20 protein-coding genes and 2 tRNA genes are annotated in these 21,954 nt (G+C 75.3%); 13 read left to right on the top strand and 9 right to left on the bottom strand.

Features of this window, described 5'->3' with window-relative positions:
• The first annotated feature begins 84 nt into the window (after positions 1-84).
• Together ACYX4T_RS01090 and ACYX4T_RS01085 are read left to right on the top strand one after the other, a co-directional pair.
• On the top strand, positions 85-1,791 hold the full coding sequence (locus ACYX4T_RS01090; protein ID WP_476012738.1) for a heparan-alpha-glucosaminide N-acetyltransferase domain-containing protein: 1,707 nt from the start codon (positions 85-87) through the stop codon (positions 1,789-1,791).
• A gap of 511 nt (positions 1,792-2,302) precedes the next feature.
• Positions 2,303-2,995 carry an MmpS family transport accessory protein gene (locus ACYX4T_RS01085; protein WP_476012737.1) on the top strand — a complete coding sequence of 231 codons (693 nt, stop codon included), beginning with the start codon at positions 2,303-2,305 and terminating at the stop codon, positions 2,993-2,995.
• A 1,306-nt stretch (positions 2,996-4,301) separates the two neighbouring features.
• On the opposite strand, the gene ACYX4T_RS01080 is transcribed toward ACYX4T_RS01085, so the two are convergent.
• Positions 4,302-4,376: transfer RNA gene (locus ACYX4T_RS01080), tRNA-Ile, on the bottom strand.
• A gap of 333 nt (positions 4,377-4,709) precedes the next feature.
• Here ACYX4T_RS01080 and ACYX4T_RS01075 point away from each other — a divergent pair.
• The 6 genes from ACYX4T_RS01075 to ACYX4T_RS01050 all read left to right on the top strand — a co-directional run bounded on the left by ACYX4T_RS01075 (position 4,710) and on the right by ACYX4T_RS01050 (position 11,723).
• Positions 4,710-4,898: a hypothetical protein gene (locus ACYX4T_RS01075; RefSeq protein WP_476012736.1), complete on the top strand. Its 189-nt coding sequence runs from the start codon at positions 4,710-4,712 to the stop codon at positions 4,896-4,898.
• A 210-nt stretch (positions 4,899-5,108) separates the two neighbouring features.
• On the top strand, positions 5,109-5,246 hold the full coding sequence (locus tag ACYX4T_RS01070) for a hypothetical protein (protein WP_476012735.1): 138 nt from the start codon (positions 5,109-5,111) through the stop codon (positions 5,244-5,246).
• A 46-nt stretch (positions 5,247-5,292) separates the two neighbouring features.
• Entirely contained in the window at positions 5,293-5,913 is a 621-nt protein-coding gene (locus ACYX4T_RS01065; protein WP_476012734.1) for a hypothetical protein, read from the top strand.
• 53 nt (positions 5,914-5,966) lie between these two features.
• Positions 5,967-7,613 carry an alkaline phosphatase D family protein gene (locus tag ACYX4T_RS01060; protein ID WP_476012733.1) on the top strand — a complete coding sequence of 549 codons (1,647 nt, stop codon included), beginning with the start codon at positions 5,967-5,969 and terminating at the stop codon, positions 7,611-7,613.
• 118 nt (positions 7,614-7,731) lie between these two features.
• Entirely contained in the window at positions 7,732-8,892 is a 1,161-nt protein-coding gene (locus ACYX4T_RS01055; RefSeq protein WP_476012732.1) for a metallophosphoesterase family protein, read from the top strand.
• Positions 8,889-11,723: an AAA family ATPase gene (locus ACYX4T_RS01050; RefSeq protein ID WP_476012731.1), complete on the top strand. Its 2,835-nt coding sequence runs from the start codon at positions 8,889-8,891 to the stop codon at positions 11,721-11,723. The genes ACYX4T_RS01055 and ACYX4T_RS01050 overlap by 4 nt, the downstream gene beginning before the upstream one ends.
• A 158-nt stretch (positions 11,724-11,881) precedes the next feature.
• Here the strand turns inward: ACYX4T_RS01050 and ACYX4T_RS01045 are convergent, their stop codons facing one another.
• Genes ACYX4T_RS01045 through ACYX4T_RS01035 form a run of 3 tightly spaced genes read right to left on the bottom strand, consistent with a single transcriptional unit; the run spans position 11,882 to position 13,983 of the window.
• Entirely contained in the window at positions 11,882-12,382 is a 501-nt protein-coding gene (locus ACYX4T_RS01045) for a DnaJ family domain-containing protein (protein ID WP_476012730.1), read from the bottom strand.
• Between the two features lie 12 nt (positions 12,383-12,394).
• On the bottom strand, positions 12,395-13,075 hold the full coding sequence (locus ACYX4T_RS01040) for a 4'-phosphopantetheinyl transferase family protein (protein ID WP_476012729.1): 681 nt from the start codon (positions 13,073-13,075) through the stop codon (positions 12,395-12,397).
• Positions 13,072-13,983: a metallophosphoesterase family protein gene (locus tag ACYX4T_RS01035; RefSeq protein WP_476012728.1), complete on the bottom strand. Its 912-nt coding sequence runs from the start codon at positions 13,981-13,983 to the stop codon at positions 13,072-13,074. Before ACYX4T_RS01035 ends, ACYX4T_RS01040 begins: the two co-directional genes overlap by 4 nt.
• A gap of 138 nt (positions 13,984-14,121) precedes the next feature.
• Here ACYX4T_RS01035 and ACYX4T_RS01030 point away from each other — a divergent pair, with 138 nt between their 5' ends.
• The 3 genes from ACYX4T_RS01030 (at position 14,122) to ACYX4T_RS01020 (ending at position 16,433) form a co-directional block, all read left to right on the top strand.
• Positions 14,122-15,351, top strand: coding sequence for an adenylate/guanylate cyclase domain-containing protein (locus tag ACYX4T_RS01030; RefSeq protein ID WP_476012727.1), 1,230 nt, complete (start codon positions 14,122-14,124; stop codon positions 15,349-15,351).
• Positions 15,352-15,443: 92 nt separating this feature from the next.
• Complete coding sequence (locus tag ACYX4T_RS01025; RefSeq protein WP_476012726.1) at positions 15,444-15,902, top strand: hypothetical protein; 459 nt, start codon at positions 15,444-15,446, stop codon at positions 15,900-15,902.
• Positions 15,903-16,433: a hypothetical protein gene (locus ACYX4T_RS01020; RefSeq protein WP_476012725.1), complete on the top strand. Its 531-nt coding sequence runs from the start codon at positions 15,903-15,905 to the stop codon at positions 16,431-16,433.
• Here ACYX4T_RS01020 and ACYX4T_RS01015 read toward each other — a convergent pair.
• A complete protein-coding gene (locus ACYX4T_RS01015; protein WP_476012724.1) occupies positions 16,420-16,968 on the bottom strand; it encodes a hypothetical protein in 549 nt (182 codons plus the stop codon). The genes ACYX4T_RS01020 and ACYX4T_RS01015 overlap by 14 nt on opposite strands.
• A gap of 372 nt (positions 16,969-17,340) precedes the next feature.
• On the opposite strand from ACYX4T_RS01015, the gene ACYX4T_RS01010 reads away from it, so the two are divergent.
• Entirely contained in the window at positions 17,341-18,090 is a 750-nt protein-coding gene (locus ACYX4T_RS01010) for a GAF and ANTAR domain-containing protein (RefSeq protein WP_476012723.1), read from the top strand.
• A gap of 48 nt (positions 18,091-18,138) precedes the next feature.
• On the opposite strand, the gene ACYX4T_RS01005 is transcribed toward ACYX4T_RS01010, so the two are convergent.
• Positions 18,139-18,211, bottom strand: a tRNA-Asn gene (locus ACYX4T_RS01005).
• Between the two features lie 120 nt (positions 18,212-18,331).
• Here ACYX4T_RS01005 and ACYX4T_RS01000 point away from each other — a divergent pair.
• Entirely contained in the window at positions 18,332-18,616 is a 285-nt protein-coding gene (locus ACYX4T_RS01000) for a hypothetical protein (RefSeq protein ID WP_476012722.1), read from the top strand.
• Position 18,617: 1 nt separating this feature from the next.
• On the opposite strand, the gene ACYX4T_RS00995 is transcribed toward ACYX4T_RS01000, so the two are convergent.
• Genes ACYX4T_RS00995 through dnaG form a run of 3 tightly spaced genes read right to left on the bottom strand, consistent with a single transcriptional unit; the run spans position 18,618 to position 21,831 of the window.
• On the bottom strand, positions 18,618-19,388 hold the full coding sequence (locus tag ACYX4T_RS00995) for a trans-aconitate 2-methyltransferase (protein ID WP_476012721.1): 771 nt from the start codon (positions 19,386-19,388) through the stop codon (positions 18,618-18,620).
• Positions 19,385-19,945 (bottom strand): hypothetical protein, encoded by a 561-nt coding sequence (locus tag ACYX4T_RS00990; RefSeq protein ID WP_476012720.1) that lies wholly within the window; start codon positions 19,943-19,945, stop codon positions 19,385-19,387. Before ACYX4T_RS00990 ends, ACYX4T_RS00995 begins: the two co-directional genes overlap by 4 nt.
• A complete protein-coding gene (dnaG, locus tag ACYX4T_RS00985) occupies positions 19,942-21,831 on the bottom strand; it encodes a DNA primase (RefSeq protein ID WP_476012719.1) in 1,890 nt (629 codons plus the stop codon). Before dnaG ends, ACYX4T_RS00990 begins: the two co-directional genes overlap by 4 nt.
• Positions 21,832-21,954 lie beyond the last annotated feature (123 nt).

The raw sequence follows: 21,954 nt of genomic DNA, 5'->3' as shown, positions 1-21,954 counted from the left end.
CTGTGCCCGTAGCGGTGATTCTGCGGCGACGCCGATCGGCGGACGCTGTCGTGGTCACCCCCCGTCGGGCGCCAGGGAGCCTTGATGACCACGACCGAACCGCCTCGTCCGCGGACCCCGCACGCGGCGGGTGCGGTCACCCACCGCTTCCCGACGCCCCGGCCGCCGGCGGGCCCGGGGGCGCGGCCGGGCGTGCGGCCCCCGTCGGTCGACGCGCCGACGGTGAGGTTCACCCCGACCCGACCGATCGAGGTGGTCGCCGCGCCCGCCGCCTCCCGGACGTCACGGGTCCGCGGCGTGGACGTGGCCCGGGCTCTGGCGCTGATCGGGATGATCGCCGCCCACACGCTCCCGCTGTCCGCCGGCGACCAGCCGACGCTGGTCGGGCGCGTGGTCAACGGGCCCGCCGCGGCGCTGTTCGGCGTGCTGGCCGGGCTCTCGGTGGCGCTGCTGACCGGGCGGCGCCGCGTCGAGACCGGCACCGGGGGCGGCCGCCGCCACGCCCTGCGCCTGGTGGTGCGGGGCCTCGCGATCGGCACGATCGGGCTCGCCCTCGGCCAGGCCGAGCTCGGCAGCATCGACGTGATCCTCACCTACTACGGCGTGCTGTTCGTGCTCGCCGTGCCGCTGGTGCTCCTGCCGACCCGCGTGCTGGCCGGGCTCGGCGCGGCGCTCGTCGTCGTCGCCCCGATCACGAACCACCTGCTGCGGGCGCAGCTGCCGCCCACCGAGCTGCTCGACCCGTCGTTCACGATGCTCGTCACCGACCCCGCCGGGCTGCTGACCACCCTGCTGTTCACCGGCGCCTACCCGGTCTGGCCGTGGCTGGCCTACCTCTGCGTCGGCATCGCCGTCGGCCGCCTGCGCCTCGACCGCACCCGCACCGCCGCCCTGCTCGCCCTCGGCGGCGCCGCGCTCGCCACGGTCGCCGCGGTCACCTCGGCCGTGGCGCTCCAGGTGGCGGGTGGCCTCGGGCCGGTCCTCACGACGACCGGGCTCGACCCCGAGGAGGTCGCGGGCCTGGTCGTCGAGGGGCCGAACGGCGTCACGCCGGCCACGAGCTGGTGGTGGCTCGCGGTGTCGTTGCCGCACTCCTCCACGCCGTTCGACCTCGCGCGCACGATCGGGACCTCGCTGACGGTGCTGGGCCTGGCGCTGCTGCTCGACCGGCTGGTCGCCCGCTTCACCGACCGCACGCCCGGGCGCGTGCTGGGCGCGGTGCGGGCTCCGCTCGCCGCGGCCGGGTCGATGACCCTGACCTTCTACGTGCTGCACGTCGTCGTCACCGGGCTCGCCGAGGGGACCGACCCGTGGGTGATCTTCGGAGTGCAGGCCGTCGGCGCCCTGGTCGCGGGGATGGCGTGGCAGCGGTTCCTGGGCCGCGGCCCGCTGGAGGCCGGGGTGGCGCGGCTCGTCGACGCGGTGGCGCCCGCCCCGGCGACGACCCCGGCCCCGGCCACCTCGCGCCGTGTCGGGGCGGGCCTCGCGTCCGCGGTCGCCATCGGCGCCCTGCTCGTCGCCGTGACCGCCGGCGCCGGCGTGGCCCTGGCCTTCCCGTCGACCGGCGACCCGGCCGCGACGAGCGCGGAGACCGAGACGTCCGAGGAGGAGCCGGCCGACGCCGGGACGGCCGAGGAGACGGAGACGACCGGCACCGCCGAGCCGGGCGCCACCGCCGAGGACCCCGCCTCCGGGACAGGCGCCACCGACGACGACGCGGGCGACGCCGGCGACTCCGGCGAGGCCGGCGAGGCCGGCGAGGGCGGGACCGGGTCGGGCGAGGACGGCTGATCGAGGTGGGGCAGGTCGGGCTCGAACCGACGACCTGACGGATTATGAGACCGTTCGGACGCTCTCCGGGGGTGCCCGGGAACGCCGGTTCCCGATGACCGCGTAGCCGCGTTGTTACTGGTCAGAGCAACAAGTCCGCGTTGTCGGTCCCCGTAGCTCCCCGTCGCGCCGTGTCGCTCCCCGCGCTCGTCCGGGTCCCGTACGGGCCCCCGCGATCTTGAGCGTGCACCGGTGAGCGATCTTGTTCGCGGGAGTCGTGTACTCTGTGTAGTCATTCTTCGTACACAGCGCCACCTTCGCTCTCGTGATCAACTTCGTCCCGGGACCTCGTGCGCCGACTCCTCGGCCGTGGCCGGCCAGGGCGCCACCGCTCGACCGGAGGTGGCGGTCAGTGGTCGATGCGGGACCGTCGCCGTCGTCGGTAGCCGTTACCGAACCTTGACCTTGGTCGTTGATCCGAGGCCAGGCGGCGCGCTCGTCGTGCGGCCGCCGTGTGTATCGAGGGGGAACTATGTCGAGTCGGCACGGTCAGCCAGACCCGAGCGACGAGACGACGCAGCAGGCTTACTACGGCTCGCGGGGGCAGCAGCAGAGCTACGGCCAGCAGCCCGCTCAGCAGTCGGGACCGTACGGGAACTATCCACCGCCTGGCCCAGGCCAGTATGGGTCGGGCGGCCCGAACCAGCCGCCACCCCCGCAGTATCAGTTCGCGGGCGGCTACCAGCCGCCGCAGCCTCCCGCCCGCAAGAAGCGCAAGAAGTGGCCGTGGATCGTGGGGGCCGTCGCCCTCCTCTTCCTGATCATCGCGGTGTCCGGTGGCGGAGGGGCCCAGCCGACCACACCCGCAGCGGGGGTCGGGCAGCCGTCGAGTGCTGCACCCGCCGCGCCTTCAGCGGACGCGTCTGAGTCCGAGGCGCCCGCCGGTGGCAGCGGAACTGTCGTCTATGAGGTGACCGGCGAAGGCCGCGCCACCAACGTCACCTACTCGTCGAACGGCAGCGGAGGCCAGTCGCAGCGCACGAACGTCCGGCTGCCCTTCCGCGAGGAGATCCAAGCCGAGGAGTTCTTCGGCTTCTACTCCGTCGTCGCCCAGAACGGCCAGAGCGGCGGCACGATAACCTGCAAGATCACCAAGGATGGTGAGGTGATCGGCGAGGGCGAGTCAGAAGGCGCGTTCGCCGTAGTCACCTGCAACGGTTCGTAGCCATGCCGTAAGACCTATCGACGGCCCGGCCTCCCGCTTAGGAGCGCCGGGCCGTTGTGTTTCCACCTGGGGGTAGCCGAATCTCTGGGCGCGTGACCATCGTCTCATTCGCCTACTCCACGGCCGGTTCCGCGCCGGCACGATCCCGCACGACCGCACACAGCCCCGCGATTCGCCGTCGGACCCGGGGCGAGCTTCCTAGCGTCCCGAGACGTGCGATCTGCCCCGTGTGACGAACAGCCCCGACGGACGGCCGATCCGGGCGCGGGTACGCCGCAGTCTCGGACTCTGAGCCCCATGATGCGCCCTCGTTCCATCGCTCCCCACGCGAACCGGTCCCGCCCGGGTCGGCCCTACCGCCACCACCGGTCAGCCCGCGAGCGCCCACGAGAGGCGGCCCGCTCGCGTAGTCTAGTGAGCGGTCACCTTCTGGGGTGCCGAGCCGGGCCCGGACGACCCGCTGCCGCGTATATTCTATTTCTTCTTATTGTTCATACATCGCGGTTCGATCCTGCATCCTGCGGGGAGAACTAATGAGCAATCAAGTTCGCGATTGGCTTATAGTAGCGACTCTCGTCGTTGCTGTACTGGCTTTGGGAGTCGCGGTACTGGCGATGATTCCCGACTGGCTACAACTTATTGCGGAACTCGCAAAGGTGCCGTAGATGCGACAACGCCCCGGTCTCCCACGTCGGGGAGCCGGGGCGTTGGTCGGGCGGGGGCGGGTTACTCCTCGGCGTCGTCCTCCTCGAACGCAACCCAGTCGTGGACCGGGGCGGCGAGCCCGCGCATCGGCATCGAGCTCATCGTCTCGAACCGCCACCACACGCGGCCCTCGCGCTCGACGGTCGCCCTGTCGAACAGCAGCGCCTCGCCGCAGTCGGTCGGGCACCCATTCTCGTCCTCCAGGACGGAGAGCGCCGCCCGTCGGGCCAGGTCCGACGGGGGCGGGGTCGCGCCCTCGCGGACGTACGCGCCAGCCGAGACACCCAGCGCTCGATCTGGCGCGCGGTGATCGCCAAGGCGGCGAGATCGGGCCCGTTGCGGCGGACGAGGTGTCGGGGCCGGGCGTGCGTCACGGAGACAGCTCCTCTCGGTTGGATCGGAGAGAAGCCGGCGCTGATTCCCCGTTCTCTCCTAGGGAGTCAGCGCAGCCCGCGCGGGACCGCTGCCTTCCGTGTCGCTCCGGGGCTCCCCGCTGCTACCCGGGTCCGTCCGGGTCCCGGTAGGGTCCCGGTAGGGTTCCGACGATCTTGGAAGCGCGGTCGCTGGGCAACCTCGTAGGGCCACGACCAGCGATAATGGGTGGGGCAGGTCGGGCTCGAACCGACGACCTGACGAATTATGAGTTCGCTGCTCTGACCAGCTGAGCTACTGCCCCCCGGGGCGCCGCGCGCCGGGGCGGTCACGGCGGGGCGAGCGTACGACACTTCGGGCACGGGGCCGCCGAGCCCGCTCGACGTGACATCGGTGTGAACCCGCGTGACGGCGGCGTGATCTTGTCGAGATCCTCGCGAGGACCACCCGAAGGGCCCTGGACAAGGGCGTGCGGTCGCGCGGTGCAGTCAGTCCGTCACAGCGCGCGTGATGATCTCGTTACCGAGTCCCGGAATGGGCCGTTCTGGCTTGAACCGGACGCCGGGAGCCCGCGATGGTTCGGCCGTTCGGGTCAGCCGGACCCGGACGGTCACCGTCCTGATCGGGAAGGACTCCCATGAAGAAGAGCACGATGCGCCTCGCGTTCGCCGCCGTCGCCGTCCCCGCGGCCGTCACCGGCGTCGCCGCCCCGGCGGCCAGCGCGGTCGAGCTGGCGCCGTACGCCCACCAGCTCGACGAGGACGTCGCCGCCACCGAGGCCGAGGTCGGCGCCGCCGTCGACGCGCTGGGCCTCGCCGCCGAGTGACCACCCGACACCGCGTCGGTCGCACGACCAGCAGTGATGCAGCAGTGACGTACTGAGAGCCGCTCCCCACAGCAGCTTCCGCGAGGGCCCGGGTCGGGACCGACCCGGGCCCTCCGCGCGTCCGCGGGACGCGAACGCTGGACATCGCGGGGTTCGCCGACGACGCTGGTGGCACGTCACGTCGATCGCACGAGTTGCTCGGAGGCCGCCATGCGCCTGGGACGTCGACTCTCCGCCGGCATCGCCGAGGACCCGCCCGCGCCCGCAGCGCCCGAGGAGCGCGCGGTCGAGGAGGTCCTCGAGGACACGGATCAGCGTGAGCCGGCCGAGCAGCTGGTCGATCGCTAGGCACCGGCCGGAGGGCCCGCTCACCGGGTACAAGATCGCGTACCCGATGATCTCCGCGGACTCGCGCCGCGCGGGCTTCAACGGCGTCGCGTTGGGCCGCTCGCAGGTCTACGGCGCGGTCGCCGACGCCGTGTGCATCCAGAGCCCGCGGCACCGCTGCCCGTCGTCGTGGTGCGACTGCGGCTTCTACTGCTTCCACGCGCGGGACGACGCCCGCGACCTCGCATGCGACCCGCAGTACCAGCACTGCGTGCTGCTCGAGGTCGCGGCGTCCGGCCGGTTCGTGCGCTACGAGCTGGGCCTGCGCTACGCGCGCCAGACGGTCCGCTCCGTGCGGCTGGGGCGATGCGGCTGCGGCCGCGCGGCGACGGCGCTCGCCGACGGCGGGCCCGGCATCGTCGGCTGGCGGCGCCTGCACCCGGTGTGCGGGCTGTGCGCCGGCCCCCGTCCCGTGCTGACGCCGGAGGCGTTCGGGGTGCTGCTGGGACACGTGCCGGTGCAGGCCGAGGACGCCGCCGCCGACGGGCTCGCCCCGCTCGCGGGGCTCGGGGGCGAGGTCGACGAGGCCGCCCTCGTGCCGTTGCTCAGCGCCGAGGTGGCGCTGTTGCAGGCGCGCCTCGACCAGGTCCAGAGCCGCCTGGAGCAGCTGACCGACCGTTCGGACTGATCGCGACGCGCCCTGGCGTGGCCGCGCGCGGGCGCCCGGTGTAGGCAGGACGGGTGACCTCCCTCGAGCTGGGTCCCCTGCTCCGCCACGTCGGCACCACCACGGCCACGATCTGGGTCGAGACGAGCGAGCGCTGCACGGTCGAGGTGCTCGGCGCGTCCGCCCCGACCTTCGAGGTCTGCGGGCAGCACTACGCGCTCGTCGTCGTCGACGGCCTCGAGCCCGGGACCGTCCGCTCCTACGAGGTGCGCCTCGACGGCGAGCTGGTGTGGCCGATCGAGGGCACCTCGACGCCGCCGAGCTACCTGCGCACCCGCCTGGAGCGCACGCCCGAGCCCGACACCACGCGGTTGCGGTTCGTCTTCGGCTCCTGCCGCTACCCGCCGACCGACGACCCCGAGCTGGAGGCCTCGCTCGGCATCGACGCGCTCGACGCCTTCGCGACGCGGCTGATGGACGAGGTCGCCGCGGCCGAGGACCCGGCGACGGTCCTGCCCGACGCGCTGTGCCTGCTCGGCGACCAGGTCTACGCCGACGAGATCACCCCGCGCACCGAGCGCTGGATCCGGGAGAACCGTGACCCCGACGCCGAGGACGGCCCGGGCCTGGAGATCGCGGACTACGGCGAGTACGCCCACCTCTACAGCGAGTCGTGGACCGACCGGGAGCTGCGCTGGCTGCTCTCGACGGTGCCGACGGCGATGATCTTCGACGACCACGACGTGCGCGACGACTGGAACACCTCGCAGACCTGGCGCGACCAGATGGCGTCGAAGCCGTGGTGGCCGCAGCGCATCCGGGCCGGGCTCGCCTCGTACTGGGTCTACCAGCACCTGGGCAACCTCGACCCCGCGACGCGCGACGCCGACCCGCTCTACCGCAAGGTCCTCGAGGCCGACGGCGACGTCTTCGAGATGCTCGCCGACTTCGCCGCCCGCGCCGACGCCGAGGTCGGCGAGCCCACCGGCGTGCGCTGGAGCTACCGCTGGGACCTGGGACGCACGCGGCTGCTGATGGTGGACTCGCGCTGCGCGCGGGTGCTCAACGACGAGAACCGCCTGATGATCAACGACCACTCGTTCTCCTGGATCGAGGAGAACGCGTCGGAGCCCGACGAGGAGGTCGACCACCTGCTGCTCGGCTCGTCGATCCCGTGGCTGATGCCGCCCGCGGTCAGCCACGTCCAGTCGCTCGACGAGTGGGCCGCCGCGCGGGGCAGCAAGCTCGCCGAGACCGTGCGCCAGGCCGTCGACCTCGAGCACTGGCCGGCCTTCCGCGCCTCGTTCGACCGCCTCGCCGACCTCGTCCGCGGCGTCGCCTCGGGCCCGTCGGCGCCGGCGACGGTGTGCGTGCTCTCCGGGGACGTCCACCACAGCTACGCCGCCGAGGCCCGCTACTCCTCCCCCACCCGTTCCCGGGTCTACCAGCTGACCTGCTCGCCCGTGCGCAACGGCGTCCCGTGGTTCATGGAGTACGTGTTCGCGCTGGGCTGGTGGCGGCGCCTGACCAACGCCCTGGGAGGCGTCGCCAGGGCGGCGGGGATCGGGGACCTGCCGCTGTCCTGGTCGACGATCGGTGGGCCGTGGTTCGGCAACGCAGTGTCGACGCTCGAGGTCAGCGGCCGCGACGCCCGCATCCGCGTCGAGCGCTCGGGCAGCCGCGGCGGCCTCGAGGCGGTGGCGGAGCTCCCGCTGACCTGAGCGGAACCGATCGGCGGTCGGCTGCGTCGAACCCTGTGCCGGATCGGGTGCGTGTCGGTGCCCGTCCGGGCCGTGGCGTCGTTCTACGGTCAGGGGTCGAGCAGCGGAGGGAGCAGGCGTGCGGTTCGTGCACACCGCCGACTGGCAGCTCGGCATGACGCGACGGGTCCTCGGGGCCCGGCCGCCCAGGGAGGCCGCCGGCGGGCTGACCGGCGAGGCCCAGGCCCGCTTCGCCCAGGCCCGCCTCGACGCCGTGTCCGCGCTCGGGCGCCTCGCCGACGAGCGCGATGCCGCCTTCGTCCTCGTCTGCGGCGACGTCTTCGAGTCCAACCTCGTCGGTCCCGACGTCGTCGCCCGCGCCTGCGAGGCGCTGGCGTCGTTCCGCACACCGGTGCTGCTCCTGCCCGGCAACCACGATCCCGCCGACGCCGCCTGCGTGATGCGCCGCCCCGACTTCGCGCGCCGCTGCCCGCCCCACGTCACGGTGCTCGACACCCCGGGCGTGCACGAGGTCGCGCCGGGCGTGGAGGTCGTCGCCGCGCCGTGGCGGTCCAAGCACCCGCTCACCGATCTCGTCGGCGAGCAGCTCGCCGCCCTCGAGCCCGCGCCGCCGGGCACGGTACGGGTGCTCGCGGGGCACGGCGAGCTCGACGTCCTCGACCCCGACGACGACGAGCCGGCCCGCATCCGTCGCGACGGGGTGCTCGCGGCGCTGGCCGACGGCCGCGTGCACTACGTGGCGCTCGGCGACCGGCACTCGGCCTGGGTCGACGCCGTCGACGACCGCATCCGCCACCCCGGCACGCCGGAGGTCACCGATTTCGACGAGGTCGACCCGGGCCACGTCCTGGTCGTCGACCTCGACGAGCGCGCCGCGCAGGTGGCGGTCGAGACCGTGGGCCGCTGGCGGTTCGTCCGCCACGACGCGCGTCTCGACGGCGACGAGGACCTCGACGCGCTCGACGCCCGGCTCGGCGCGCTGCCCGACAAGGAGCGCACCGCGGTGCGGCTGGCGCTGGTCGGCACGCTGTCGCTGCGGCAGCGCGGCCGCCTCGACGACATGCTCGCCGCGCACGGCCACGCCTTCGCCGCGGTCGAGGTGCTCGAGCAGCACTCCGACCTCGCGACGGTCCCCGACGACGCCGACCTCGACGACCTCGACCTGCACGGCTTCGCCGGCGACGCCGCCACCGATCTCTTCGCCGCCGCCGGCCGCGAGGACGGCGAGGCCCGCGACGCCCTGCGCCTGCTCCACCGGCTGGTCGGGGGCCCGCGATGAGGCTGCACCGCATCCGGCTGCGCGACTTCCGCGGCGTGCACGACCGCGAGGTCGCCCTCGCCGAGCGCGGGGTCACCGTGCTGCAGGGAGACAACGAGGTCGGCAAGACCTCGACGGTCGCCGCGCTCGACCTGCTCTTCGACGCCGCCGACTCCTCGCGCCGCGCCGACATCCGCGCCGCGCAGCCGGCCGGGGTCGACGCCGGGCCCGAGGTCGAGGCCGAGGTGTCCACCGGCCCCTACCGCTTCGTCTACCGCAAGCGCTGGCTGCGCCGGCCGCGCACCGAGCTGCACGTGCTCGAGCCCGCCCGCGAGCAGCTCACCGGGGCCGACGCGCACGCCCGCGTGACGGCCATCCTCGACGAGACCATGGACCGTGTGCTGTGGCGCGGGCTGCGGGTCGAGCAGCACACCGCGGTCGGCCAGGCCGATCTCGGTGGCCAGGACGCCCTGACCCGCGCGCTCGACCGCGCCGCCTCGGGTGCGGGCGGGACGGCGCGCCCCGACCCCACCGCCGACGACGGGCTGGTCGAGCGCGCCGTCGAGGAGCTGCGCCGCTACCGCACGCCCAGCGGCCGGGCCACCGGCGAGCTGCGCGCCGCCGAGGTGCGCCTCGCCGACGCCGAGGTCGAGCACGAGCGCTGCCGGGCCGCGCTGGAGGCCGTGGAGCGCGACGTGGCCGCCCGCGACCGGCTCGACGCCGACGCCGCGGGCGTCCGGAGCCGGCGCCTCGCCCACGCCGCCCAGGCCACCGAGCTCGAGGACCGCTGGGCCGGGCTGCAGTCGCGGCTGCGGGAGGTCGAGACGGCACGCGGCCGCGCCGTGCTGGCGCGCGAGCGCGCGGGGACCGCTCGCGAGCGCCGGGAGGCGCGCGACGCCCTGGTCGCCGCGGTCGAGGCCGACTCCGCCGTGGTCGCGCGCGCCGAGGAGGCGCGTGACGCCCACGACGCCGAGCACACCGCGGCTCGCGACGAGCGCGACGCCCGGCGCGCCGCCGACACCGCGGCCCGCGAGGAGGCCGCAGCCGCCCGCCGGGCCGCCGACGGCGCCGCCCGGGACGTGTCCGCCGCCCGCGACCGCGTCGAGCTCGCCGACCTCGCCGAGCGCCTGCGCCGGGTCGAGGAGGCCGAGGCCGGCCTCGCCGCCGCCGAGCGCGTTCTCGCGGCCGCCACGGTCGGCCCCGACGACCTCGACGCGCTCGAGGACCTCGCCCGCGACCTCCTGCGCGCCGAGGCCGCCCGCGACGCCGCCGCCACGCGCGTCGAGCTGGCCGCGCCGGCGGAGCTGACGATCGAGGTCGACGGCGAGCCGGTGACGCTCGCGCCCGGCGAGACACGCTCGCTGCCGGTGGCGGGGTCGCGGGCGGTGTCGGTGCCCGGGGTGCTCGACGTGCGCGTGCGGCCCGGCCACGACGAGGCCGGTCGCGACGACGCCGTGCGGGCGAGCGCCCGCGCGCTGGCGCAGCGGTGCGCGGAGCTGGGCGTCGCCGACCTCGAGGCCGCCCGCGCCGCCCGCCGCCGTGCCGACGAGGCGTCCCGGCGCGCGAGCGAGCACCGCGCGGCGCGCGACCGCGAGCTCGCCGGCCACGGCAGCACCGCCGCCCTGCGCCGGGCCCACGACGCGGTGCGCGGGCGGCTGGACGACGGACACGGGGGCGACCACGGGGACGACCTGTTCTCGGTCGCCGAGGCCGCGCCCGAGCCCGTCGACGCCGCCGACCTCGCGGCGCTGCGGCAGGCGTCCGACGCGGCGCGCGCGGCCGCCGACGACGCCGCGCGCCGGGCCGACGAGGCCGGGGCGGCGTGCCGGGCGGCCGAGGACGCGGTGCGCGGGGCCGAGACCCGCGGGGCGGTGCTCGCCGAGCGGGTGGCCGACGCGCAGCACGCCCACGCGCGCCGGGCCGAGGAGCTGCGGGCCGCCCGCGCCGCGGAGCCGGACGCCGACCTCGCGGCCGCCGAGGAGGACCGCCGGGCCCGGGCGCGGGAGGCCGAGCGGGAGCACGAGTCGCTGGCCGCGGCGCTCGCCGACGACGACCCCGACACGGTCGAGGCGCGGGTGGTCAACGCGCGGGCGGTCGACGAGCGCCTCGCCGCCGAGGCCGCCCGCCTCGAGCGCGAGCACGCCGAGACCACCGGGCGCCTGCAGGCCGCGGGCCTCGAGGGCTGGCACGACCAGCTCGCCGCCGCCGCGACCGAGCTCGAGGCCGCGGTCCGCGACCACGACGCCGTCGCCCGCCGGGCCGCCGCCGCGCGCCGCCTGCACGAGACCCTGGCGCGCCACCGCGACCGGGTCCGGCGCTCCTACGTCGCCCCGTTCCGCACCCAGGTCGAGCGGCTCGCGCGGATCGTGTTCGGGTCGTCGCTGTCGCTGGAGATCGACGAGGACCTCCGCATCACCCACCGCACGCTCCACGGCACCACGGTCGCGTTCGGCGCGCTCTCCAGCGGCGCGCAGGAGCAGCTCGGGCTGTGCGCCCGCCTGGCCTGTGCCGCGCTGGTGGACCCGGCCGACGGGGTGCCGGTGGTCATCGACGACGCCCTCGGCCACACCGACCCCGAGCGCCTCGCCCGCCTCGGCGCCGTGTTCACGGCGGCCACCGCGGCCGAGGGCGCGGCCCAGGTCGTGGTCCTCACCTGTACCCCGGAGCGCTACCACGGCGTCGGCGCCGCCACGGTCGTCCCGCTCGCCCCGTCCCGCCGCCCCGACGACGACCACCGGGACGGGCGGCACGACCACCCCGAGGAGCAGGACGCGGCGCCCGCCGCCGACGACTCCCCCGCCCGCTCGCCGGGCACGGTCGTCGACCTGCCGCGCGCCCCGCGCGCGGGCTGACCTGCCGGGCCGACGTCGGCGTCTGGTCGACCTCCCCGCACGCCGGGCCGACAGGTCTCGGGCCGCTCCCGGCCCGTCCGTCGGCGCGACCAGCCCGCGCGAACGGGGAGTTCGCGCGCCTAGAAGCAGCGAACAGCGCGTTCGCTGCAACCCCCCGCTCAGCCGCGGCCCAGCAGCCCCCGCCACCACGTCCGCCGCGCCACGGTCACCGCCGGCCCCTGCTCCGGCGCGGGTTCCCCCGCCGGCACCGCCCGCCGCCGCGCCCGCTCCTCCCGCCAGCGCGCCACGACCTCGTCCGAGCGCGGCATCGGCACCGCGACCTGCGGGCCGTCGGGGAAGCGCAACCAGGCGGCGACGCGCGCGGCGAGGGCGGCGACGGTGTCGCGGACCTCGCGCTCGGTCTCCATGTCCCGCACGGTCTCGGGCAGGCGGTCGATCTCGCGGCGTAGGCGCAGCGGGGTGGGCAGCAGGACGTCGTTGGGGATGCCCTCGCGCTCGAGGTACGAGCGCAGCCACCAGTTCTCCTCGTAGGGGCGGTTGCGCCCGGGCAGGGGGCGGCCCGCGCCGCGCAGCCCGTCGAACTTGCCCTCGTCCTGGGCGTCGCGGATGCGCTGCTCGACGACGGACTCGTAACGCTCCCAGTACCCCTCGTCCCGCATCGCCACCCGAGGTTACGGAGCACCGGCCGGCAGGGCGATCGCGGTGATCACCAGCCCGTCGCGCACCACCCAGCGCCCGGCGAACCCCGTCACCTCGCGCCCGTCCACCACCGGCCCGGGGACGCGCAGCGCCGCACGGAACGTGCCGTCGGCCGCCGGGACGAGATCGGCCTCCTCGAATCCCAGCCAGCGCCCGGTCAGCGGGAACCACGCCTTGTAGACGCTCTCCTTGGCGCTGAACAGGAGCTTGTCCCACCGCACCCCGGGCACCTCGCGCGCCAGCGCGGCGAGCACCGCCCGTTCGCGCTCGTCGGACACCGCCTCGAGCACGCCCTCGGGCAGCGCGACGTGCGGCTCGGCGTCGAGGCCCACGCTGCGGACCTCGGTCCGCCACGCCACGGCCGCGCCCCGGAACCCGGCGCAGTGGGTGATCGCGCCGACCACGCCCTCGGGCCAGATGGGGGCGCGCTTCTCCCCCACCGGGATCGCGGCGGCCGGGGCGCCGAGCCGGCTCAGGGCGTCGCGCGCGCAGGTCCGGGCCGTCGTGAACTCCGCGCGCCGGGTGGCGACCGCGCGCTCCACGGCGGCCTCCTCCTCCGGCGCGAGCACGGCCGACGGGTCGTCGTCGGCCCGGGCCACCGCGACCACCGAGCCGGGCAGGAGGTCGCCGAGCGCGTCGGTCGGGGCCGTCACGACCGGGCCCAGGTCGCGCGCTGCTCCGCCGCCCAGGCGGTGAACGGGTCGGGCTCGGCGAGCTCCCGGCCCGGCAGGATCTCCCGCAGCGCGCCGCGCACCAGGCCGTGGCGCTGCCACTCGCGCGGGTAGCCGACCGAGACCTCCTCGCAGCGCACGCCGTCCTCCCACGTCGTACGCGGGACGTGGAGGTGGCCGTAGACGACGGCCACCGCGTCGTGGCGCACGTGCCAGTCGGCCGTGGCCGTGGTGCCGCACCACAGCGCGAACTCGGGGTGGCGCAGGATGCGGGTGGGGTGCGGGGTCAGCGGCCAGTGGTTGACCAGCACCGTCGGCATCCCCGCCGGCCGCTGCGCGAGGCGCGCCTCGGTGCGGGCGAGCCGGTCGGCGCACCACGCGGCGGGATCTCCGAAGGGGTCGCTGGACATGAGGATCTCGTCGGTGCACACGACCCCGGCCTCGCGGGCGACCTCGAGCGCCTCCGCGTTCGACGCGGAGGCCGGGATCGACGGCGGGCGCACCGAGTAGTCGTAGAGCAGGAACATCGGGCACACCAACGCCGGGCCGCCCTCCCCGTCCCACACCGGCCACGGGTCCTCCGGCGTGAGCACGCCCAGCCCGCGCGCGGCCTCGACGAGGTGGTCGTAGCGCGCCGGGCCCACGAGGTCGACCTCGTCACCCGGCGGCGTCCAGAGCTCGTGGTTGCCCGGCACCCAGACCACGCGCGCGAAGCGCTCGGCCAGGAGGCCCAGGGCCCAGGTCACGGTGTCGACGCGGTCACCGACGTCCCCGGCGACGATCAGCCAGTCGTCGGGGTGGGTGGGGTGCAGCTCGCGGACCAGGTCCTCGTTCTCCGAGCGGTTGACGTGCAGGTCGCTCGTGGCCAGCAGGCGCGGGCCGCTGCTCATGGGTCCTCCCGATCTCCCCGACCCGTCCACGGTACGGATCCCGCGAGGAGCCGGCCGTGTCGTCGTGAGCGGTCTCCCAGCGGGAACCCAGGTGAGCACGAGATGTCGGGTCCGGGTCGCGCTGGCACCATGAGTCGGGTGCCGCCGCGCCACCGCCCGTCACTGCCGCTGCCGGCGCGGGTCCGTTCGGTCATGGCCGAGGGCGACTACGAGCGGGCCGGGCTCCTCGAGGGCCTGACCGGCGACGAGCGGCGCACGCGCATCTCGGTGCTGGAGTCGCTCGCGGCCGACGGGGTCGCGTTCGACACCATGCGGGACGCCATCGCGCGCGACCGCCTCGGGCTGCTGCTGCTCGAGCGCACGCTGCGCCCCGAGGACGGGCACTCGCTCACCGACGTCTGCCGCCTCGCCGAGGTGGACGCCGATGTCGCTCGGCGCTGGTTCCAGGCCCTGGGCCGCCCGCTCGCGCCCGACCCCGACGACCCCATCTACACCGACGAGGACGTCGAGATCGCCGGACGCATCCACCGCTATCGCGGCCTGGGCTTCAGCGACGAGGAGATGATGCCGGTCGTCCGGGCGATCGGACGGGGCGTGCTCAACATCGCCGACGCCCTCGGCGGGCTGCTCGGCGAGGCCCTGCTGGCCCCCGGCGAGCCCGAGCCGGAGACGGCGCTGCGCTACGCCGCCGAGGCGCGGCGCATCGTCGAGGACGACTCGCTGCACCTCGTCCATCTCGTCGCCGCCGCCCTCGCCGACCGCATCCGCTCGCACGCGCTGGCCGTCGAGGAGTCGAGCGCGGGCCGGCTGCAGGGCGCGCAGGACGTGACGGTCTGCTTCGCCGACCTCGTCGGCTTCACCGACCTCGGCGAGAGCGTCTCCGCTATCGAGCTCAGCGAGGTCGCCGAGATGCTCTCGGCCTGCGCGACGGAGGTGGTCGCCTCGCCGGTGCGGCTGGCGAAGGTCATCGGCGACGCGGTCATGCTCGTCTCCCCCGACCCGACCGCGCTGGTCCACGCCGCCGTCGCGCTCGTCGAGGCGTGGTCGGCCCCCGACGACGGGCGCCCGGCGCTGCGGGTGGGCGTCGCCCGGGGCGTGGGGGTGCCGCGCGCCGGCGACTGGTTCGGGCCGCCGGTCAACCTCGCCAGCCGCGTCACCGAGACCGCACGGCCCGGCGAGGTGACGGTCACGGCGGCCGTCCACGACGCGGTGCTCGCCGCGACACCGGACGGGGTCGAGCCCCTCCGCTTCCGCACGGCCGCGCCGCGCAAGTTCAAGGGTGTACGCGGAGCGCAACGGCTGTACAGGGTGCAACGTCGCCCGAACGGCGCGGGTCGGCACGGCACGCGCACCGATCCGGTGAAATAGGCCGATCCTCGGATTGGAGGCTGCGCCGTTCGGAGTAATTCCGGGTCCGGAACGTCGGGAACGTCCGACGTCCGGCACAAGGAGCGATCGACGTGGAAACGAAGACCAAGAGGCGTCTCGGCGCCGTCGTCGGAGGGATCGCGCTCGCCTGCGTCGCGGGCGTCGCGCTCGCCGCCTGGCTGTCCTCCGGGGCCGGCACCGCCGAGGGCAGCTCGACCCAGGCCGTCAGCTCGACGATCACACCCCAGGACCGCGCCGCGGGCCTCTACCCCGGGGCGACGACGACGGCGACCGTCACGGTCGACAACCCGAATCCGTATCCCGTGATCGTCACCGCGATCTCGCCCGGGAGCTCGAACGCCACCGGCGACAACTGCCCCGCCGGCACCGTCACCACCGGCGGGCTGACCAACCCGACCGGCACCATCCCGCCCGCCGGCACGGGGACGTACACGCTGACGGCGAGGATGATCGCCGACCCGGCGAACTCCTGCCAGAACCAGACGTTCGTCCTGCCGCTCACCGCGAGCCTGGCCTCCGCGGCGCAGTAGGTGTCCCCCCTCGGACGCGCCCGCTGGTCGTCCGGGCGACGGATCTCGTGGCGGTGGTGGGCCCGACGCCTGCCGACCGTCGGCGTCGTCGGTGTCGTCGTCGCCGTTCTGCTGGGGGCCGGGCTCGCCTCGGCCGCCTGGCTGTCGAGCGGCGGCGGCACCGCGTCGTCGCGGGCCGGCCAGGCCCTGCCGCCGACGACGACCGTGGTGCCCGGCACGGCGTTCACCACGAACCTGCTCTACCCGAGCACCAGCGGCGACGTGAAGATCACCGTCAACAACCCGAACGCCTACCCCGTCAGGGTCACCTCGGTCGCCCCCAACGGCGCCCCCACGGCGGCCGGCGGGGTGGGCACGTGCGCGACCACCGGCGTCAGCCTCACCGCGGTCGCGCCGGGGACCGCGATCCCCGCCGGCGGGTCGGCGACCCTGACGCTCGCCGGCGCGGCGTCGATGACCAGCGCCTCGGAGACCGGATGCCAGAACGCGACCTTCACCATCCCCGTGACCGTCGCGATCACGAGCACATGAGCCGCCGCACGGACCGCGGCGTCCCCGCCGTCCTGGTCGTCACGCTGCTGCTCGCGGGCGGCGGCGTGGCGACCGCGGCCTGGCAGACCACGAACACCGGGACCGCGACGGCGCGGGCCGGGCAGATCGAGGCCCCGACCGGCGTCGCGATCGGCGCGGCCACGTGCACCACGAGCGGCCTCGTCACGACGGCGACCATCCCCGTGAGCTGGAACGCGGTCGGCGGCGCGGGCCAGTACACGGTGGCGTCGAGCCGCCCGCTCGGCCTCGGGGTGCCCCCACCGAGGACCGTGACCGACACGTCCACGACGCTGACCACCACGGTGACGCTGACGTCCATCACCGTGCGCGTCACCGCGAGCGCCGGCAGCTGGACCAGCGCGCCGAGCGCGCCGGTGCAGCGGACGGTGACCTGCTCCGGCGCCACCGCGAGCACGACCACGACTCCGCCGACGACGACGCCGACGACACCGACGCCCACCGGCCCGGCCCCGACGCCGGCCCCGACGGCACCGACCACGACGACACCGACCACGGCCACCCCGCGGCGCTGAGCAGCGGCGGTGATGGTGGGCCGGAGGGCCCGCTCCCCAGCTGCCTGGTCCGGCCCACCATCACGCCGTCGGTGCCCCCCGGGGCACCGGATCGCCGGGAGGTCCTCACCGGCTCGGAGCAGAGCGTGGCCGACCCGCGGGGGTCGGCACCAGGGCAGCGCGCCCAGCTTCACTCGACACGGGCACGGGTTCACTCGACCCGGTGAACGCCGGCCGACCGACGGCGGACGCGCGCGGGATGGACAGTCAACGCACGGGATGTACGGTCGGGCCAGGGGCCGGATCCCAGCCCGCCCGGCGTCCACCCGGCCGAGAGCCGTGGTCGCCGCCGTCGAGGTGAGGACATCCGCACCGTGTACGACCCGGATCACGAACAGCTCGTCAAGGCGCTACGGCGGGCCGCCGAGCAGCTCACCGAGAACCGCAGCATCCGTGATCTCGAGACGACGGTCTCGAAGCTCGTCAACGCAGCGGTCGCGAGCATCCCAGGGGCCTCCGGCGGCGGCATCTCCCGCACCGAGCGGGGCACGGTGCGTTCGAGCCACGCGACCGAGGACCGCGTCTACGAGCTCGACCAGCTCCAGTCCGACCTCGGACAGGGTCCGTGCATCACCGCCGCCGACGACCCGCCCGAGGCCGGGGTCGTGGTGGCCGCCGACCTCGCCGGGGAGGACGCCGGGCGCTGGCCGGAGTTCGCCCCACGGTGCGTCGAGGCCGGGTACCGCTCGCTGATGTCGGTGCAGCTGTCCCTGCACGGCGAGCGCCGCTCGGCGCTCAACATCTACAGCCACGACGCGCACGTGTTCGACGCCTCGGCGCAGCTCACCGCGGGGCTGTTCGGCCTCCAGGCGGCGATGCTGCTGCACGGCGCGGACCACGCCGCCCACCTCGGCCACGCGCTGGAGAGCCGCGACACGATCGGGCAGGCCAAGGGCATCCTCATGGAGCGCTTCACCGTCGACGACGACGAGGCGTTCCAGATGCTCGTCGGCTCCTCGCAGGAGACCAACATCCGGCTGGTCGACGTGGCGCGCTGGCTCACCGAGGAGGCGCTGGCGCGCCGCGCCGACAGCCAGCGCCACACGCCCCGCGACCGCCGCTGAGGACGGGATCGCGCACCAGGCCATCGTCGCTGTGACCTGGGGAAAGGGCTCCTCCGACTGGACTCGAACCAGTAACCCTTCGGTTAACAGCCGAATGCTCTGCCGATTGAGCTACGGAGGACTGCCGACGTCCGGCACTCGCGGCCGGACGGGGTACACGCTACCGCACGGGGCTCACCGCCTTTCCCCGCGGGGTGGGGCAGGATGGGCCCGCACGAGACGTCGCGGAGGAGAACGCCTGATGATGATCCCGTTCCTGCTGGGTGCCGGTGTCGGCTACGTGCTCGGCACGCGGGCCGGGCGCGAGCGCTACGAGCAGCTCTCGCGCGCCTACCGTCGCGTCGCGGACCACCCGAGCGTCCAGGGGGCGGCCGGTGTGGCCCGCGCGAAGGCCGGCGAGGCCGTGCAGACCGGCGTGGCGATGGCCCGCGAGCGGGTGGCGCCCGCGGGCGGCGCGCCGGACAGCTCCGCCGGCGGCGGGCCCTCGGCGCCCGGCCGGTCGACCACCAACGGCACCGCCCGGTAGGTCAGGCGCCGAGCACCGCGAAGACGCGTCGGAACCCGAACCACGTGACGCCGGCGTCGTCGGGCGGGTAGGCGTCGCGTAGCCGGGGCGCGAGCTCCGCGCGCAGCCGATCCCACCCGGGGTCGTCGAGCGCGTCGCGCACCGGGCGCAGGGTGGTGCCGGCGATCCAGTCGCCGACCGGGTCCTCCCCGGTGAGCGGGTGCAGGTACGTCGTCTCCCAGCAGTCGACGGCGCCGCCGGGGCGCGCGCTCGACAGGAGCCGCGCGTACTCCGCGGGCTCGCCGACGCCGTAGCCGGGCAGGCCGTCCGGGACGAGGTCCGCCCACGCCGGACTCGCCAGCAGCTCGCGCGGGATCCGGTGCGACGGCGAGCGCTCATTGCCCGGCACCTGCACCGCGAGCCAGCCGCCCGCGGGCAGCGCCGCCGCCCAGCGGGCCAGGAGCTCGCGGTGCTCGGGCACCCAGTGCAGCACCGCGTTGCTGACGACGACGTCGGTGTCCGGGCCCGGCGCGAAGTCGCGGACGTCGGCGAGCTCCGCGTCCACCCCGTGCGCGCGGGCCGCGGCGACCATGTCCGGCGACGCGTCCGACGCCCGCACCCGCGCCTGCGGCCAGCGCCGCGCGAGCACGTCGGTCAGGTGCCCGGGGCCGCAGCCGAGGTCGACGACCTCGCGGGGCGCGCTCGCGCCGATCCGGGCGACGAGGTCGAGGAAGGGCCGGGCCCGGTGGTCGTCGTGGCGGCGGTAGAGCGCCGGGTCCCAGGTGAGGGTCACTCCGGGTCGGCCCGACCGGCGTCCCGCAGCTTCTCCCCCACCCCCGCGGCGACGGTGCGCACGACCTCCGGGTCGGTGCCCGGGTCGGGGCGCACGTGCAGGACGACCCCGGCACCGGGCACGCGGCGCTGGACGAACCACGCGCCGCCGTCACCGAGGTCGTGGTGCTGGCTGTCCTTGACCGCCGCGGTGACGCGGCGGTGCACGGTCTCGGGGAGCCTGCCCGGGGTGGTCAGCGGGACGCGGCGCGGCGCGCGGTCGGCGAGCACGACCACCCCGCCCGCGAGCTCCTCGACCTCGTCGGCCTCGATCACCTCGAGCGCGCCGGACGCCCACGTCGCCTTCGTGACGAGGTGCCAGTCGACGCGGTGCGCGCCCTCGCCCGAGGCCGCGGGCGGCAGCCAGAGCCCGAGGTCGGTCGCGAGCACGATCGAGCCGCGCGGGCCGCGGCCGTCGGCGATGACCCGCTCACCGCCGTCGAGCGTGCCGGTGAAGCCCTCCGGCACCGGCTCGCGGCCCGTGAGCAGGGCGGCGAGCCGGTCGCGCACGCCGCTCACAGCGAGACCGCCCCGGTGGCCTGGTCGCGCAGGGCCTTCTTGTACTGCTCGAGCGCGACGAGGTCGCCGTAGAGCTCGTGGTACTCGTCGGCGTCGTTGAGCGGCGAGAGCCGCTGCAGCCGCGACTTGATCTCCGAGACCTGGCGCTCGACGAGGGTGCCCTGCAGCGCGCTCATCATCGAGGTGATGTAGCGGTGCTCGTCGGGCTCACGGGTCTGGAGCGGCTCCACGGCGAGCTCGTGGACCAGCGACCGGTAGGCGCTCGGGACCTCGGCGCCGACGGCGGAGATCCACGCCGAGCCCGACCACCCCGCCGACGTGCCCCCGGCCGCGAGCACCGCCCGGTGCACCGCCAGGTAGGCCTCGTTCGAGAACGCGTCCTCGGGCAGCGAGTCGTAGAGCGGGCCGGCGAGCGCGGGCGCCTGCAGCGCGGCCTTGAGCACCTCGCGCTGCACGCGCAGGCGCGGGTCGTCGCGGGCGGGCAGCGCGGGCCCGTCGGTGCCCCGGCCCTGCGGCTTGCGCGGCGCCCGGCGGGCGGAGGCGTCGACGGGCGCGCCGGCCGTCTCGCGCACCCGGCGCACCACCTGCGCCTCGTCGGTCCACCCGACCCAGCCCGCGAGCCGGCGCGCATAGCCGTCGCGGAGGTCTTCGCGGCGGATGCGCGCGACCTCGGGGACGGCGCGCTGCAGCGCCGCGACCTGGCCCTCGACGGTGCCGAGGTCGTGCTCGTCGAGGATCGCCCGGATGATGAAGCTGAACAGCGGCGCGCGCTGGGCCACCAGGTCGCGCAGCGCGACCTCGCCACGGCGTTGCCGCAGGTCGCAGGGGTCCATGTCGTCGGGGGCGACGGCGATGTAGGTCTGGGTGGCGAACTGCTGGTCGCCCTCGAACGCCTTGCGCGCCGCGGCCTGCCCGGCGGCGTCGCCGTCGAAGACGTAGATGACCTCGCCGCGGTCGAACGAGTCGTCCATGAGCAGGCGGCGCAGCACCGCGACGTGCTCGTCACCGAAGGCCGTCCCGCAGCTCGCGACGGCCGTCCGCACGCCGGCGAGGTGCATGGCCATGACGTCGGTGTAGCCCTCGACGATCACCGCCTGGCGGGTCTTCGCGATCTCCCGCTTCGCCTTGTCGAGCCCGAAAAGCACCTTCGACTTGTGGTAGACGGGCGTCTCGGGGGTGTTGAGGTACTTGGCCTCGATGCGGTCGTCGTCGAACAGCCGCCGCGCGCCGAAGCCCACGACGTCGCCGCCGAGGTCGCGGATCGGCCAGAGCAGCCGCCGGTGGAACCGGTCCATGTACCCGCGCTGGCCCGGGCGCGAGAGCCCCGCCTTCTCGAGCTCCTCGAGCGTGAAGCCCTGGGCGAGCAGGTGCTTGGTGAGCCTGTCCCACCCCGACGGCGCGAACCCGCAGCCGAAGTCCTCGGCGGCGGCCTGGTCGAAGCCGCGCTCGGCGAGGAACTCGCGGGCCTTCTGTGCCTCCCCCGGCGCGCGCAGCTGCTCGGCGTAGAACTCGGCGGCGAGCTTGTTGGCCGCGAGCAGGCGGCTGCGCGTGCCGCGGTCCTTCTGGACGCTCGACCCGCCGCCCTCGTAGGTCAGGCGGTAGCCGACCCGGTCCGCGAGCTTCTCCACGGCCTCGACGAAGCCCAGCTGCTCGATCTTCATGATGAAGTCGATGACGCTGCCGCCCTCGCCGCAGCCGAAGCAGTGGAACGTGCCGTGGGTGGGGCGGACGTTGAACGACGGCGTCTTCTCGTCGTGGAACGGGCAGAGGCCCTTCACCGACCCCGCGCTCGCGCGGCGCAGCGCGACGTACTCGCCGACGACCTCGTCCACCCGGTTGCGGTCGCGCACCTCCGCGATGTCCGCGTCCCGGATGCGCCCCGCCATGGCCCCAGTCTAGGACGCCGCCGACCGGCTCCGGCCCGGACGGCCGATGTCACGCCGGCGAGCCCGGCGCCGGGGTGGCCGCGGGGTGTGGCAGCGAGGGACTCCTTCGCTGCGTCCCGGGCA

The sequence above is a fragment of the Actinomycetospora sp. ABD4_176 genome, assembly GCF_056311855.1.
This window is presented reverse-complemented; position numbering and strand designations above follow the sequence as displayed.